Here is a 15,327-nt window from a genome sequence, read left to right on the forward strand (position 1 = left end):
CGCCTCCTCCGCACCGGCCCCCACCGCCTCACCCTCGACCTCGACGGCCACACCACCCCCTTCGTCATAAGCCCCAACGGGGCGTGGCTCGCGCACCAGGGCGACACCTGGCACGTCCTCGACCACGACCCGGTCGGCGCCGGAGGCGCGGGAGCCGCCGCGCACGCCGGGGCGCTCACGGCGCCCATGCCCGGCACGGTCACCGTCGTCAAAGCGGCCGTCGGGGACAGCGTCACCGCCGGCCAGAGCCTGCTCGTCGTGGAGGCGATGAAGATGGAGCACGTCATCGCCGCCCCCCACGACGGCACGGTCACGGAACTGGACGTCACCCCCGGCAGCACGGTCGCCATGGACCAGGTCCTGGCCGTCGTCGCCCCGGACCGCCCCGCCGAGGAGGAAGCATGACGGCCGACGGCCTGCCCATGCCCGTACGGGACCCCGCCCTCCCGGACCGCGTCCGGATCCACGAGGTCGGCCCCCGCGACGGACTGCAGAACGAGAAGGCGATCGTCCCGGTCGAGGTGAAGGCGGACTTCATCCGCCGCCTCGCCGACGCGGGCCTGGGCACGATCGAGGCGACGAGCTTCGTCCGCCCGGAGTGGGTGCCGCAGCTCGCGGACGCCGAGCAGCTCCTACCGCTCGTCCAGGAGACCGGCGTCCGGCTCCCCGTCCTCGTCCCCAACGAGCGCGGCCTGGACCGCGCCCTCGCCCTGGGCGTCCGCGAGGTCGCGGTGTTCGCCAGCGCCACCGAGTCGTTCGCCAAGGCCAACCTCAACCGCACGGTCGACGCCTCGCTCGCCATGTTCGAGCCGGTGGTCCGCCGCGCGAAGGACGAGGGCGCGAAGGTCCGCGGCTACCTCTCCATGTGCTTCGGGGATCCCTGGGAGGGCCCCGTCCCGATCGAACGCGTCGCGGACGTCGGCCGCCGCCTGTACGAACTGGGCTGCGACGAACTGAGCCTCGGCGACACCATCGGCGTCGCCACCCCGGGCCACGTCACGGCCCTCCTCACCGCGTTCAACGTGGCGGGCGTCCCCACGGACCGCCTCGCCGTGCACTTCCACGACACCTACGGCCAGGCGCTGGCCAACACCCTCACCGCCCTGCGGCACGGCGTGACCACGGTCGACGCCTCCGCGGGCGGCCTCGGCGGCTGCCCGTACGCGAAGAGCGCCACCGGCAACCTCGCCACCGAAGACCTCGTCTGGATGCTCCACGGCCTCGGCATCGACACCGGGGTCGACCTCGGCCGGCTCACCGCCACAAGCGTGTGGATGGCCGCCCACCTGGGACGGCCGAGCCCGTCCCGCACCGTCCGCGCCATCTCCCAACAGGAGTCCTGAGCCATGCTGGACCACCGCCTCACCCCCGAGCACGAGGAACTCCGGCGCACCGTCGAGGAGTTCGCCCACGACGTGATCGCCTCGAAGATCGGCGACTTCTACGAGCGCCACGAATTCCCCTACGAGATCGTCCGCGACATGGGCCGCATGGGCCTCTTCGGGCTGCCCTTCCCCGAGGAGTACGGCGGGATGGGCGGCGACTACCTCGCCCTCGGCATCGCCCTGGAGGAGCTGGCCCGCGTCGACTCGTCCGTGGCGATCACCCTGGAGGCCGGCGTCTCCCTCGGCGCGATGCCGATCTTCCGTTTCGGTACGGAGGAGCAGAAGCGCGAGTGGCTGCCCCGGCTGTGCGCCGGCGAGGCCCTGGGCGGCTTCGGGCTGACCGAGCCGGAGTGCGGTTCGGACGCGGGCGGCACCCGCACCACCGCCCGGCTGGACGAGGCCACCGACGAGTGGGTCATCAACGGCACCAAGTGCTTCATCACCAACTCGGGCACCGACATCACCGCCCTCGTCACCGTCACCGCCGTCACCGGCCGCACGCCGGACGGCAAGCCGCTGATCTCCTCGATCATCGTCCCGTCGGGCACCCCCGGCTTCACCGTCGCGGCCCCCTACTCCAAGGTCGGCTGGAACGCCTCGGACACCCGCGAGCTGTCCTTCTCCGACGTCCGGGTGCCGCGCGCCAACCTGCTGGGCGAGGAGGGGCGCGGGTACGCCCAGTTCCTGCGCATCCTCGACGAGGGCCGGATCGCCATCTCCGCGCTGGCCACCGGGCTGGCCCAGGGCTGCGTCGACGAGTCGCTGGCGTACGCCCGTACCCGGCGGGCGTTCGGCCGGCCGATCGGCGACAACCAGGCCATCCAGTTCAAGATCGCCGACATGGAGATGCGCGCCCACACCGCGCGGCTCGCCTGGCGTGACGCGGCCTCCCGGCTGGTGCACGGCGAGCCGTTCAAGAAGGAGGCGGCGCTGGCCAAGCTCTACTCCTCGGAGATCGCGGTCGACAACGCCCGCGAGGCGACGCAGATCCACGGCGGCTACGGCTTCATGAACGAGTACCCGGTGGCCCGTATGTGGCGGGACGCCAAGATCCTGGAGATCGGCGAGGGCACCAGCGAGGTGCAACGGATGCTGATCGCCCGGGAACTGGGGCTCGCGGGCTGATCCCCGGCCGGGGCGGGCGAGCCTTTCCCGGCCGCGCTCCCCGGCCCCGCGCGCCCGCCCGGCCCGAGCGCCCGACGGCCCCGCGCGCCCCTCCCCTCCGGCCTGCCCGTACCGCCCGCTCCCTGCGAGAATTCGCCCATGGCAGAGATCTTCCAGAAGGACGGCACGTGGACGTTCGACGGGGAAGCGATACGCATCGTCCCGGGCCGGGAGCGCGGAGTACACCTGGTCCGGCAGACGCTCGGTGAGCTGACCGTGCCGCTGGAGGCCCTGGCGGGCATCTCCTTCGAGCCCGGCCGCAAGGCCGGCCGGCTGCGGCTGCGGCTGCGCGAGGGCGCCGACCCGCTCACCCAGGTGACCCGCGGCCGGATGGCCGACGCCATCGACCCGTACCAGCTGAGGACGGACCCGGACCGGGCCGGCGTCGCCGAGTACTTCGCGGAGGAGGTCCGTACGTCCCTGCTGCTGGAGCAGGTGCCGGACGGCCCGGCGGACCGCTATCTGCTGCCCGGCCCCGCCGTCCCGCTGACGGTCGGCGCCGGTGACGGCACGGCCTCCTTCGACGGCGAGACCGTCCGCCTGGAGTGGAACTGGGTCACCGACGAGGGCAAGGCGGCCGGCGGCCCCCGGGAGCTGGCGCTGGCGGACATCACCGGCGTGGAGTGGCGGCCGAGCGCCGGGCTGGAGAACGGCTTCCTCCGCTTCTCCGTCCGGGGCGCGCCCACCAAGGCCCCCGCCAAGCACGACCCGAACGCCATCGACCTCTACGGCTTCAAGAAGGACGGCCTGATGGCCCTGCTGGGCGCCGCCGTCACCGCCCGGCTGCCGCATCCCGCCGCGCCGGTGCACGAGGTGCCGGTGCCCGCCGCCCTCGACCGAGCCCCGGCGGACGCGCCGCCCGCCGACGATCATGACGCGCTGCTCCGCCGGCTGCGGGAGCTGGGCGAGCTGCACCGGTCCGGGATTCTCACCGACGAGGAGTTCACTGCCGCGAAACAGGCGATTCTCCAGCGTTTCTAGGCAAAATGATCAACACTTTGCCACCATCCTTGCCCGAAATCGGGCAGGATTCTTGCGAAACGCTCCGGCACCCCTCAGTATCAACGGGTGCTCGAACGCCGTATGTCCCATGACGACCTGGTGGACCACCTGGTGCGCAGCACGCCGCTCCAGCGCGGCGAGGCCGCCCGGGTGGTCCTGGACGTCCTGGCGTACTTCGACGAGACGGCCGAGGAGTTCGTCCGCCGCCGCCACCGCGAACTGCAGTCCGGTGGCCTGGCGAACGCGGAGATCTTCGAGCGGATCGCGGCGGAACTGCCGCACCGCGCGGTCGCCCCGCCCCCGCTCTCGCTGCGCCAGCTGAGGCGCATCGTCTACGGCTGAGGCGGACCGGGGTCCGGGACGAAGCGTCCCCGGCAGGACGGCGGCTGCTGCCGCCCGCGGGCATCATCGATCGTTTGTCAGGGAGGGTCATCACTTATGTGCGGAATCGTCGGTTACATCGGGAAGCGCGACGTCGCCCCGCTCCTGCTGGAGGGTCTCCAGCGCCTGGAGTACCGCGGCTACGACTCCGCGGGCATCGCCCTGCACGCGAGCGGCAAGGCCGGCGGCCTGAAGACCGCCAAGGCCAAGGGCCGCGTGCGTGAGCTGGAGGCCCGCCTCCCCAAGCGCTTCAACGGCACCACCGGCATCGCGCACACCCGCTGGGCCACCCACGGCGCCCCCAACGACGTCAACGCCCACCCGCACGTGGACGCCGACGAGAAGGTCGCCGTCGTCCACAACGGCATCATCGACAACGCCTCCGAGCTGCGCGCCAAGCTGACCGCCGACGGCGTGACGTTCCTCTCCGACACCGACACCGAGGTCCTCGCCCACCTGATCGGCCGCTCGCAGGCCGCCACGCTGGAGGAGAAGGTCCGCGAGGCCGTCCGGCACATCGAGGGCACCTACGGCATCGCCGTGCTGCACGCCGACTTCCCGGACCGCATCGTCGTCGCCCGCAACGGCTCGCCGGTCGTCCTCGGCATAGGCGAGAAGGAGATGTTCGTCTCCTCCGACGTCGCCGCCCTGGTCAGCCACACCCGCCAGGTCGTCACCCTCGACGACGGCGAGATGGCCACCCTGAAGGCCGACGACTACCGCACCTACACCACCGAGGGCTCGACCACCTCGTCGCAGCCGACCACCGTGGAGTGGGAGGCCGAGTCGTACGACATGGGCGGCCACGACACGTACATGCACAAGGAGATCCACGAGCAGGCCGACGCCGTGGACCGCGCTCTGCGCGGCCGCATCGACGACCGCTTCTCCACCGTGCACCTCGGCGGCCTCAACCTGGACGCCCGCGACGCCCGCGCGGTGCGCCGGGTGAAGATCCTCGGCTGCGGCACCTCGTACCACGCCGGCCAGATCGGCGCCCAGATGATCGAGGAGCTGGCCCGCATCCCCGCCGACGCCGAGCCGGCGTCCGAGTTCCGCTACCGCAACCCGGTCGTGGACCCCGACACCCTCTACATCGCGGTGTCGCAGTCCGGTGAGACCTACGACGTGCTCGCCGCCGTCCAGGAGCTCAAGCGCAAGGGCGCCCGCGTCCTCGGCCTGGTCAACGTGGTCGGCTCGGCCATCGCCCGGGAGACCGACGGCGGCATCTACGTGCACGCGGGCCCCGAGGTCTGCGTCGTCTCCACCAAGTGCTTCACCAACATGGTGGTCTCCTTCGGCCTGCTCGCCCTGCACCTGGGCCGCACCCGCGACCTGTCCGTCGCCGACGGCAAGCGGATCATCGAGGGCCTGCGCAAGCTGCCCGGCCAGATCGAGGAGATCCTCGGCAACGAGGCGGAGATCGAGAAGCTGGCGGCCGAGTACGCCGACGCCAAGTCGATGATGTTCATCGGCCGCGTCCGGGGCTACCCGGTGGCCCGCGAGGCGTCGCTGAAGCTCAAGGAGGTCTCGTACATCCACGCCGAGGCCTACCCGGCGTCCGAGCTCAAGCACGGGCCGCTGGCGCTGATCGAGCCCGCCATGCCGACCGTCGCGATCGTCCCCGACGACGAGCTGCTGGAGAAGAACCGCGCCGCCCTGGAGGAGATCAAGGCCCGCAGCGGCCGTATCCTCGCCGTCGCGCACCAGGAGCAGGAGAAGGCCGACCACACCATCGTCGTGCCGAAGAACGAGGACGAGCTGGACCCGATCCTGATGGGCATCCCGCTCCAGCTCTTCGCGTACTACACGGCCAAGGCGATGGGCCGCGACATCGACAAGCCGCGCAACCTGGCGAAGTCCGTCACGGTCGAGTAGTCACCCCCGAAGGCCCGGGGCCTTCGAGACCGACGGCTCTCCCCGCGCGTGCCACCGGGCGCGCGGGGAGGGCCGCCTCCCCGATGCCGGCGTCGCCCTCACGCCGGCGGTGATGCCACCGGCCCCGGGAACCGTCATCTCCCGCCCAGCGGCACGTCCACTCACCGGTGTCGTACCCGCGGGAAGGGCCCCGCGCACCTCTCACGGGCGCGGGGAACCGCCACCGGGCGTACGGGGCCGGGAAGTTGGCGCCGGCGCGCACACCGCGCCCCGGACGCCCCACGGAGCGGCGGACGTCGTGACGCCCCACGAAGCGGCGGACGTCGTCCCGTGCACCGGAAGCACCAGGCGCCTCTGACGTCCCCTCCCAAGCACCCCCGACGTCCCGCCCAGGCGTCCTCGCCGTCTCGGGGAATCCGGCGTCTCTCCGACCGACGCCTCAGGGAATGACCACCACGGGACGCTGCGCCCGCCGCGCCAGCCGCCCGGCCACCGAGCCGAAGATCCGGCCGACGATCCCGTGGGTGGACCCGACCACGATGGCGTCGGCCGCGTACTCCCGCCCGACCTCCTCCAGCTCGTGGCAGATGTCCCCGCCCCGCTCGACGAGAATCCAGGGCACCTCGGAGAGGTGGTCGGCGCAGGCCAGCTCCAGGCCCAGGACCTCGGTGCGGTGGTCGGGGACGTCCACGAAGACCGGGGGTTCACAGCCCGCCCAGACGGTCGTCGGCAGCCGGTTGGCCACATGGACGATGATCAGGCCCGAGCCGGAGCGCCGGGCCATGCCGATTGCATAAGCAAGCGCCCGTTCGCTCGACGTGGAGCCGTCGAAACCCACCACGACGCCGTGCTGGAACGCCGGATCGCAGGAATGACGTGTTTCTTCCGCCGCTTCGGGAAGCGCCGTCTGATCGGCGATCCGCTTGCGGTCCGCGGGTTCGGAGAATTCGTGACCGGCCATCGGTGTCTCGGCGAAGGAAGTCCTCTTGCGGAGGGTCGGCGGTGGGCTGCTGTGGACTGAAGAGACATTTCCCGCCGTACGGGACACCGAGCGGGCGCATGGATGTCAATACGGCGACAAAAATCCGTCCGGGATTCATCTTTTCAAGGACTTACTCCCCAGGGTACGGCCCCGCCCGCCGGGTGCCCAGAGGCCGGCCCGCCGGACGGGGCCGGAAGACGCCGGCGACCACCCGCCCGCGACGGCCGTCCCCGGGGGGCGGACGTCCGGACGACGGGTGCGACACGCGGTGTCCCCTCGACGGGTGTGACGGCTGACGGGTGAGCGTTCCCCGGAGCATGCACGAGGGCCGCCCCCAGCGCAATGCCCCGTGTGTCCCTACCCCTGCCCGCTCGCCGAGTGACCCACACGCCGGACCGGCGTTGTACTACCGCCAGCAGCCGCCACCAGGGAGCCGCTCCGTGCCCGGAACCCGCGACGACGCCCATGCCGCAGAACCCGACCGGGAATCGCCCGATCCGGTGAGCGACGTGGTGCGCTGGGCGGCGTTCAGCTGCGCCCTGGTCCCCGTCGTCCTCCTGATGTGCGGGCGGTCCTTCGGCGGGGCGGCCGGCAGCGCCGCCGGCCTCGTGGCGGTCACCTGCGCCTGCCACGCCCTGCTCCGCCGCTCGGAACGGGCCGCCGGGCGCGGCCTGCGGGCCATCGGCCGCGCCGCCGGGGGCGGCCGGGCGAGCCGGGACGAACGGATCGCCGGAGCGCTCGAAGGGGCCCTCGGCGACCTCGCCGAAGAGGCACTCGGACGGGCCGGTACACCGGTCTCCCCGCACCGCGGCCGGCACGGCCGCACGGGTACCGGTACGCATCGCGGCGCACGCCACATGGGCACCAGTACGTACGTCGACTGATTTTTCGTACGACGACACCCGTATGTTTTCGGCCAACTTCAGGCCGATGGCCCTCGCTTGGCCTGACCAGCCCCCAACAGCCGGGCGACCAGCAAGGAAAGGACCGCTGAGGGCGGTTGATCCCTACGCCGAGAGGGCAGTGGCGAGAGGCGTACTTTTCAGCGGGCCCTGCAAGTGCAACGCTTCGTGATCGAACGCTTCGCGCCAAGTTGTCATGTCGACATAGAGCCGGATGGTGAACTGGTCACCGCGACTACATCCGACGCAGTAGATTCGATCTTGGCCATGACCGGCGGGGGAACCGTTCAGGACCGAGGGGAAACGTGCAGGACCGAGAGGACTCGACCGCCGAGGGGGGCTTAGCGCCATGAGCCAGGACTCCACGACCGTACCGGAGACCGTGCGCAAGCTCTCCGGACGCCGCCGCCGGGAGATCGTCGCCGTACTGCTTTTCAGCGGCGGCCCGATCTTCGAAAGCTCCATTCCGCTCTCCGTATTCGGGATCGACCGGCAGGACGCCGGCGTCCCCCGTTATCGCCTGCTCGTCTGCGCGGGCGAAGATGTGCCATTGCGAACGACCGGCGGTCTGGAACTGACCGCGCCGTACGGCCTGGAGGCGCTCTCCAGGGCCGGCACCGTCGTCGTCCCGGCCTGGCGGTCCATCACCCAGCCGCCGCCGCCCGCCGCCCTCGACGCGCTGCGCCGCGCGCACGAGGAAGGCGCCCGCATCGTCGGGCTGTGCACCGGGGCCTTCGTACTGGCCGCCGCGGGACTGCTCGACGGCAGACCCGCCACCACCCACTGAATGTACGCGCCGACGCTCGCCAAGCGCTACCCCTCGGTCCATGTGGACCCCCGGGAGCTCTTCGTGGACGACGGTGACGTCCTGACCTCCGCGGGCACCGCCGCCGGCATCGACCTGTGCCTGCACATCGTCCGCACCGACCACGGCGCGGACGCCGCCGGGGCGCTCGCCCGACGCCTCGTCGTACCGCCGCGCCGCAGCGGCGGCCAGGAGCGCTACCTCGACCGGTCTTTACCGGAGGAGATCGGCGCCGACCCGCTCGCCGAGGTCGTCGCCTGGGCGCTGGAGCACCTCCACGAGCAGTTCGACGTGGAGACCCTGGCCGCCCGCGCCTATATGAGCCGCCGCACCTTCGACCGGCGGTTCCGTTCGCTCACCGGCAGCGCGCCGCTCCAGTGGCTGATCACCCAGCGGGTGCTCCAGGCACAACGGCTGCTGGAGACGTCCGACTACTCCGTGGACGAGGTCGCCGGGCGCTGCGGTTTCCGTTCCCCCGTCGCCCTGCGCGGCCACTTCCGGCGGCAGCTGGGGTCCTCCCCCGCCGCCTACCGGGCGGCCTACCGGGCGCGGCGTCCCCAGGGCGGCCCCGACGGCCGGCCGGAGCGCGCCGAGCGGCCGGACCGGGACGGGCGCGGTGACCGCTTCGGCGGGCCGGAGCCGATGGAGCCCCGGCCCGGGGAGCCGTCGGTGGTCGGACTGAGACGGACGGCCCTGGCCGCCGCGCACGCCGCGGCCGGTCCGCTCGGCGGCCCACCGCACTCCGGTGGGCACGGCGGGCACGGGCATCCCGGACACGGGATGCCCCTGGGGCACGGGCCGGGGAACCCGGGGTTCGGCCACGGCCCGGGCGCCGTGGAACCGGGCAAGCCGGAGTCCGACCTGTACAGCCCGCACCTGCCCGGCCAGCGGGAACGCCCCGTAGGGTGAGTTCCATGAACGATCGCATGGTGTGGATCGACTGCGAGATGACCGGGCTCTCGCTGTCGACCGACGCGCTCATCGAGGTGGCCGCCCTGGTCACCGACTCCGAGCTGAACATCCTCGGCGACGGTGTGGACATCGTCATCCGCCCGCCCGCCGAGGCCCTGACCACCATGCCCGAGGTGGTGCGCCAGATGCACACGGCCTCCGGGCTGCTCGACGAGCTGGACGGCGGGACGACGCTCCAGGAAGCGGAGCGGCAGGTCCTGGCGTACATCCGCGAGTACGTCCCGGAGCCGGGCAAGGCCCCGCTGTGCGGAAACTCGGTCGGCACCGACCGCGGCTTCCTGCTGCGGGACATGCCGGAGCTGGAGAAGCACCTGCACTACCGCATCGTCGACGTCTCGTCGGTGAAGGAGCTGTCCCGGCGCTGGTTCCCCCGGGCCTACTTCGCCAGCCCGAAGAAGGCCGGCAACCACCGGGCCCTCGCCGACATCCGCGAGTCCATCGCCGAGCTCCGCTACTACCGCGAGGCGATCTTCGTACCGCAGCCCGGTCCGGACTCCGACACGGCGAAGGCGATCGCGGCCAAGCACGTCCTTCCTGTTCAGTCGTAGGTCAGCCGTCGCCCGGCCGTCGTCCCCACGGGGATTCCGGCGGAGTGACGCAGCTCGCTCCCGGCACGGCGAAAGCCGGGAGCGAGCACCCCTCCGGACCCTGTAGACTTCTTCTCGGCCGGTGGGAAACACGGAAACGAACGCCGGTCATGGTGGGTATAGCTCAGCTGGTAGAGCACCTGGTTGTGGTCCAGGATGTCGCGGGTTCGAGTCCCGTTACTCACCCTCAGAGCCGAAGGCCCTGATCCGGGAAACCGGGTCGGGGCCTTCGGCGTTCCCGGCCGCATCTCCGCGCCCGCGCATCCGAACGGCCGTCAGCCTCGGCGCCCCCGCCACGCCTGCCACGCCGCCACGACACGCCGAAGGCGTCTCTCCCCTCCCTTTCACCCCCCACGTCACGTCACGCAGCGCGTCCTTGACACTACGCCAGGTTGCGGCAAGTCTCGGAGCGGTCCCGAAGGCCCCAATGGTCCGGCTCGGCACGCCCTTTGGCGGACCGGCCGCACCGTCGGCGGCGGCACGGGGCACGGCACGGCCACGGCATCAGGAGGAGCATGCGCGGCGGCACCCACGGACGGCGGCGCCCCCGGTCCCGGCCCCGGGCCCGCCGGGTACGGGCCGCGCTGGCGGCCGGACCGCTCCTGGCCGCGACGCTCATCGGCTGCACGGCCGGCGACGACGGGCGGACCACGCTCTCCGTCGGCACCTTCGGGGTCTTCGGCTACCGGCAGGCCGGGCTCTACGCCGAGTACGAGCGGCTGCACCCGGAGATCCGGATCAAGGAGAACGTGATCGAGCGGAACGACACCTACTTCCCCCAGTTCCTGACGCATCTGGTGACCGGCAGCGGGCTGGCGGACGTCCAGGCGGTCGAGGCCGGCACCGTGTACGACCTGGCGGCGGGCCAGGGCCGGCGGCTTGAGGACCTCTCCCGGGCCCCCAGTGTCCGCCGGGCGGACTGGCTGGACTGGAAGTGGGCCCAGGCCACCGCCCCGGACGGCCGGACGGTCGGCCTCGGGACGGACATCGGGCCGATCGCCGTCTGCTACCGCAAGGATCTCTTCCGCCGCGCCGGACTCCCCACGGACCGGGAGGCCGTCGGCCGGCTGTGGGCCGGCGACTGGCGGAAGTACCTCGACGTCGGCCGCGCCTACCGGAAGCGGGCCCCGGCGGGCACGGTCTTCACCGACTCGGCGGCCGGCGTCTACAACGCCGCCGTCCAGGGCTACGCGGAGCGCTATTACGACCGGTCCGGCCGACCGCTGTACACCGGCGGGCCGGCCGTCCGGGCGGCCTGGGACCTGGCGGTGCGGGCGGCCCGCGAGGGGCTGACCGCGCGCCTGCGCCAGTTCGAGAAGCCCTGGGACCAGGCGTACGCCAACGGCCGCTTCGCCACCGTGGCCTGTCCGCCGTGGATGCTCGGCTACATCAAGGAGAAGTCGGGAGACGCGGGCCGGGGCCTGTGGGACGTGGCGGCGGCACCCCGCCCGGCCAGCTGGGGTGGCTCCTTCCTCACCGTGCCGAAAGCCGCCCCGCACCGGGCGCAGGCCGTGGCCCTCGCCGTCTGGCTGACCGCGCCCGCCCAGCAGGCCCGGCTCTTCGCCCGGCAGTCGAGCTTCCCCTCCACCCCGGCCTCCTACGGCATGCCGGAGCTCCGGGACGCCCGGAACCCCTACTTCGGCGACGCGCCCGTCGCGCGGATCTTCGCCCGGGCCGCCCGGGGCGCGCCCACACCGGTGACCGGGCCGCGCGAGCAGCAGATCGGCACCGCCTTCACCGACGTCGGCATCCCGCAGGTCGAGCAGCAGGGCAGGTCTCCGCGGGCGGCCTGGGCGGCGGTCCAGAAGGAGATCCACAACGCGGTGGACGAATGACCGCGGCACCGCCCACCACCGCCGAGGACCCCGGCGCGCGCCCGCTCCCGGGCCCGGCTCCCCATCCGGACCGCACCCCGCCGGTCCCGGACCGTCGTACCGCCTGGCGCGTCCGCCGCCACCGGTGGGACGTGCGCTGGAGTCCGTACGCCTTCGTGGCGCCGTTCTTCCTGTTCTTCTCCGCATTCGGTCTCTTCCCCCTCCTGTGGACCGGCTGGGTCTCACTCCACCGGCTCGAACTCACGGAACTGGGCGACGCGGGCCGGATGGAGTGGGTCGGGGCCCGCAACTACCTCCGGCTGCTGCACGACGAGTTCTTCTGGAACGCCCTGGCCAACACCTTCACCATCGGAGTGCTCTCGACCGTCCCCCAACTGCTGACGGCCCTCGGCCTCGCCCACCTGCTGCACCAGCGGCTTCGGGCGGCCACCTTCTGGCGCGTCGCCGTGCTCACCCCGTACGCCACCTCGGTCGCCGCGGCCACCCTGGTCTTCGTCCTGCTCTACGGACGGGACTACGGGCTGGTCAACTGGGCGCTGGGGCTGGCCGGCGCGGACCCGGTGGACTGGCAGAACGGCACCTGGGCGTCCCGGCTCGCCGTCTCCTCGATCGTCGTCTGGCGGTGGACGGGCTACAACGCGCTGATCTACCTGGCCGCCATGCAGGCGATCCCCGACGAGCTGTACGAGTCGGCGGCGCTGGACGGCGCCTCGCGAGCACGGCAGTTCCGGCACGTCACCGTGCCGTCGCTGCGGCCGACGATCCTGTTCACCGTCGTCGTCTCGACGATCGGGGCCACGCAGTTGTTCGGCGAGCCCCTGCTGTTCGGCGGGGCGGCCGGGCAGAAGGGCGGGGCCTCGCACCAGTTCCAGACCCTGGGCCTCTATCTGTACGAACAGGGGTGGTTCGGCTTCCACCTCGGCCGGGCCTCCGCCGTGGCCTGGGCCATGTTCCTGATCCTGCTGCTGGTCGCCGCCGTGGGCGGGCTGCTCGCCCGCCGGCCGCGCGCGGACCGGTGAGGAGCCGCCGTGTCCCTCCCCGTCACACCCGCCGGCGGCCCCCCGGCCCCGGCCGGCCGTCATCACCGTCACCGGCGGCGCCGACCCGGCGGCGGCCGGCCGCACGCCGGGCCGCTCGGCTACGCCGTGCTCGTCCTCTTCACCGCGGGCTCGGTCCTGCCGCTGGTGTGGACGGCCGTCGCGGCCTCCCACGACAACATCCGGCTGGCGCGCACCCCGCCGCCCCTCTGGTTCGGCGGCAACCTGCCGCACAACCTGGGCATCGCGTGGAGCGACGCCAACCTGGGCCTGGCCCTGCTGAACACGACGCTGGTCGCCGGCAGCGTCGCCCTCGGCACCGTCCTCTTCTGCACCCTCGCCGGCTTCGCCTTCGCCAAGCTGCGGTTCCGGGGGCGGAACGCCCTGCTGGCGGTGGTGGTCGGCACGATGATGGTGCCCCCGCAGCTGTCCGTGGTCCCGCTGTTCGCCGTCATCGCGGAACTGGGCTGGACCGACCGGCTGCAGACGGTCGTCCTGCCCACCCTGGTGAGCGCCTTCGGCGTGTTCTTCATGCGGCAGTACCTGGCGGAGGCGCTGCCCACCGAGCTGATCGAGGCCGCCCGGGTCGACGGCGCCGGCAGTCTGCGCGTCGTCCGGCACGTCGTCCTGCCCGTCGCGCGGCCGGCGATGGCGGTGCTCGGCATGCTCTCCTTCGTCCAGGCGTGGAACGACTTCTTCTGGCCCGTGATCGCGCTGACCCAGGACAACCCGACCGTCCAGGTGGCCCTCACCGGCCTCGGCCGCGGCTACGTCCCCGACCAGGCCGTCGTGATGGCCGGGGCGCTGCTCGGCACACTGCCGCTGCTGCTCGTCCTCGCCCTCTTCGGGCGGCACATCGTCGGCGGCATCATGCGCGGCGCGGTGAAGGGCTGACGCCCGTGCCGCATCCGTCGCTTCCGTCGCTTCCGTCATCTCCCCATCCCCTCCCCTCCGGAGCGTGCTCATGCCCACGACCTTCCCTCCCGGTTTCGTCTGGGGCGCCGCGACCGCCGCGTACCAGGTGGAGGGCGCGGTCCACGAGGACGGCCGCACCCCCTCCATCTGGGACACCTTCAGCCACACGCCCGGCAAGGTGCTGAACGGCGACACCGGCGACACGGCCACCGACCACTACCACCGGTACGCCGAGGACGTCCGTCTGATGTCCGGCCTCGGCCTGGGCGCCTACCGCTTCTCCGTCTCCTGGCCCCGCGTCCAGCCCACCGGCAGCGGACCCGCCTCCTCGAAGGGCCTCGACTTCTACCGCCGGCTCGTCGACGAGCTCCTCGCCCACGGCATCAAGCCCGTCCTCACCCTCTACCACTGGGACCTGCCGCAGGAACTGGAGACGGCGGGCGGCTGGCCGGCCCGCGAGACCGCCTACCGCTTCGCCGACTACGCCGAGCTCGTCGCCCGGGCCCTGGGCGACCGCGTCGACTCCTGGGCAACGCTCAACGAGCCCTGGTGCAGCGCCTTCCTGGGCTACGCCTCCGGGGTGCACGCCCCCGGCCGCACCGACGACGCGGCGGCCCTGCGGGCCGCGCACCACCTCAACCTCGCCCACGGGCTCGGCGCCCAGGCGCTCCGCGCCACCCTGCCGCGCCGGGCGCGCGTCGCGGTCGTCCTCAACCCGAACGCCGTCCGGGCCCGCACCACGTCACCCGCCGACCTGGACGCTCAGCGGCGTATCGACGCGCTCTCCACCCGTATCTTCACCGGGCCCATGCTGCACGGCGCGTACCCCGCCGACCTGATCGACGACACGGCCGGGATCACGGACTGGTCGTTCGTCCGCGACGGCGACACCTCCGTCATCAAGCACCCCCTCGACTGGCTGGGCATCAACTACTACACGCCGTCCGTTGTATCAGCCGCCACTGACAACCGCCCCTCACCTGCGCCTTCGCCCTATCCCGGGGCCCAGGGCGTCGCCTTCCACCAGCCGCCGGGCCCCCGGACGGCCATGGACTGGACCGTCGACCCCAGCGGCCTGTACGACCTCCTGATGCGCTTCACCCGCGAGGCACCCGGGCTGCCGCTCGCCGTCTCCGAGAACGGCGCCGCCTACGACGACAAGCCGGACGCCCGGGGGGCGGTGCACGATCCGGACCGCATCGCCTATCTGCGCGGGCATCTCGGCGCGGTGCTGCGGGCGTTGGGGGACGGGGCGGATGTGTGGGGGTTCTTCGTGTGGTCGTTGCTCGACAACTTCGAGTGGGCGTACGGGTATGGGAAGCGGTTCGGGATCGTGTACGTCGATTACGCGACGTTGTCGCGGACGGTGAAGGGGAGTGGGGAGTGGTACCGGGGGGTGGTGCGGGCTGGGCGCGTGCTGCCGGCGTAGCCGGCGGAGGGTGCCCCGGTCCCGCCCTTTCGCCGTTTCTTGGGGGGGGGGGG

13 protein-coding genes, 1 tRNA gene and 1 pseudogene are annotated in these 15,327 nt (G+C 72.5%); 14 read left to right on the plus strand and 1 reads right to left on the minus strand.

Going from position 1 to position 15,327, the window contains the following annotated elements; translation table 11 throughout:
- From ACSNOK_RS20300 to glmS, 6 genes are all read left to right on the plus strand, one after another.
- Positions 1–405, plus strand: a 405-nt coding sequence (locus tag ACSNOK_RS20300) for an acetyl-CoA carboxylase biotin carboxyl carrier protein subunit (RefSeq protein WP_436782148.1), incomplete at its 5' end; no start/stop codon positions are given.
- Entirely contained in the window at positions 402–1,343 is a 942-nt protein-coding gene (locus ACSNOK_RS20305) for a hydroxymethylglutaryl-CoA lyase (protein ID WP_436782149.1), read from the plus strand. The genes ACSNOK_RS20300 and ACSNOK_RS20305, both read left to right, overlap by 4 nt.
- A gap of 6 nt (positions 1,344–1,349) precedes the next feature.
- Positions 1,350–2,510, plus strand: coding sequence for an acyl-CoA dehydrogenase family protein (locus tag ACSNOK_RS20310; RefSeq protein ID WP_436782158.1), 1,161 nt, complete (start codon positions 1,350–1,352; stop codon positions 2,508–2,510).
- 138 nt (positions 2,511–2,648) lie between these two features.
- Complete coding sequence (locus ACSNOK_RS20315; RefSeq protein ID WP_436782150.1) at positions 2,649–3,530, plus strand: DUF4429 domain-containing protein; 882 nt, start codon at positions 2,649–2,651, stop codon at positions 3,528–3,530.
- A gap of 87 nt (positions 3,531–3,617) precedes the next feature.
- Positions 3,618–3,893 (plus strand): hypothetical protein, encoded by a 276-nt coding sequence (locus ACSNOK_RS20320; protein ID WP_185946059.1) that lies wholly within the window; start codon positions 3,618–3,620, stop codon positions 3,891–3,893.
- Between the two features lie 96 nt (positions 3,894–3,989).
- Positions 3,990–5,810 carry a glutamine--fructose-6-phosphate transaminase (isomerizing) gene (gene glmS / locus ACSNOK_RS20325; RefSeq protein ID WP_436782151.1) on the plus strand — a complete coding sequence of 607 codons (1,821 nt, stop codon included), beginning with the start codon at positions 3,990–3,992 and terminating at the stop codon, positions 5,808–5,810.
- 439 nt (positions 5,811–6,249) lie between these two features.
- Here glmS and ACSNOK_RS20330 read toward each other — a convergent pair whose 3' ends face one another.
- Complete coding sequence (locus ACSNOK_RS20330; RefSeq protein ID WP_344030171.1) at positions 6,250–6,771, minus strand: universal stress protein; 522 nt, start codon at positions 6,769–6,771, stop codon at positions 6,250–6,252.
- A 461-nt stretch (positions 6,772–7,232) separates the two neighbouring features.
- Between ACSNOK_RS20330 and ACSNOK_RS20335 the strand changes: the two genes are divergently transcribed.
- The 8 genes and pseudogenes from ACSNOK_RS20335 to ACSNOK_RS20370 all read left to right on the plus strand — a co-directional run bounded on the left by ACSNOK_RS20335 (position 7,233) and on the right by ACSNOK_RS20370 (position 15,274).
- Positions 7,233–7,676: a hypothetical protein gene (locus ACSNOK_RS20335; RefSeq protein ID WP_436782152.1), complete on the plus strand. Its 444-nt coding sequence runs from the start codon at positions 7,233–7,235 to the stop codon at positions 7,674–7,676.
- Between the two features lie 367 nt (positions 7,677–8,043).
- Positions 8,044–9,408, plus strand: a pseudogene (locus ACSNOK_RS20340) (GlxA family transcriptional regulator).
- 5 nt (positions 9,409–9,413) lie between these two features.
- On the plus strand, positions 9,414–10,019 hold the full coding sequence (gene orn / locus ACSNOK_RS20345; protein ID WP_436782153.1) for an oligoribonuclease: 606 nt from the start codon (positions 9,414–9,416) through the stop codon (positions 10,017–10,019).
- A gap of 152 nt (positions 10,020–10,171) precedes the next feature.
- Positions 10,172–10,244: transfer RNA gene (locus ACSNOK_RS20350), tRNA-His, on the plus strand.
- Positions 10,245–10,573: 329 nt separating this feature from the next.
- Positions 10,574–11,893 carry an ABC transporter substrate-binding protein gene (locus tag ACSNOK_RS20355; RefSeq protein WP_436782154.1) on the plus strand — a complete coding sequence of 440 codons (1,320 nt, stop codon included), beginning with the start codon at positions 10,574–10,576 and terminating at the stop codon, positions 11,891–11,893.
- Entirely contained in the window at positions 11,890–12,912 is a 1,023-nt protein-coding gene (locus tag ACSNOK_RS20360; protein ID WP_436782155.1) for a carbohydrate ABC transporter permease, read from the plus strand. The genes ACSNOK_RS20355 and ACSNOK_RS20360 overlap by 4 nt, the downstream gene beginning before the upstream one ends.
- Before the next feature lie 9 nt (positions 12,913–12,921).
- The gene (locus tag ACSNOK_RS20365; protein ID WP_436782156.1) at positions 12,922–13,824 is read left to right on the plus strand and encodes a carbohydrate ABC transporter permease; all 903 of its coding nucleotides are present in this window, start codon (positions 12,922–12,924) and stop codon (positions 13,822–13,824) included.
- 70 nt (positions 13,825–13,894) lie between these two features.
- Positions 13,895–15,274 (plus strand): GH1 family beta-glucosidase, encoded by a 1,380-nt coding sequence (locus ACSNOK_RS20370; RefSeq protein ID WP_436782157.1) that lies wholly within the window; start codon positions 13,895–13,897, stop codon positions 15,272–15,274.
- The last annotated feature ends 53 nt before the right edge of the window (positions 15,275–15,327 follow it).

The organism is Streptomyces sp. URMC 126, from assembly GCF_051386555.1.
GTDB lineage: Bacteria > Actinomycetota > Actinomycetes > Streptomycetales > Streptomycetaceae > Streptomyces.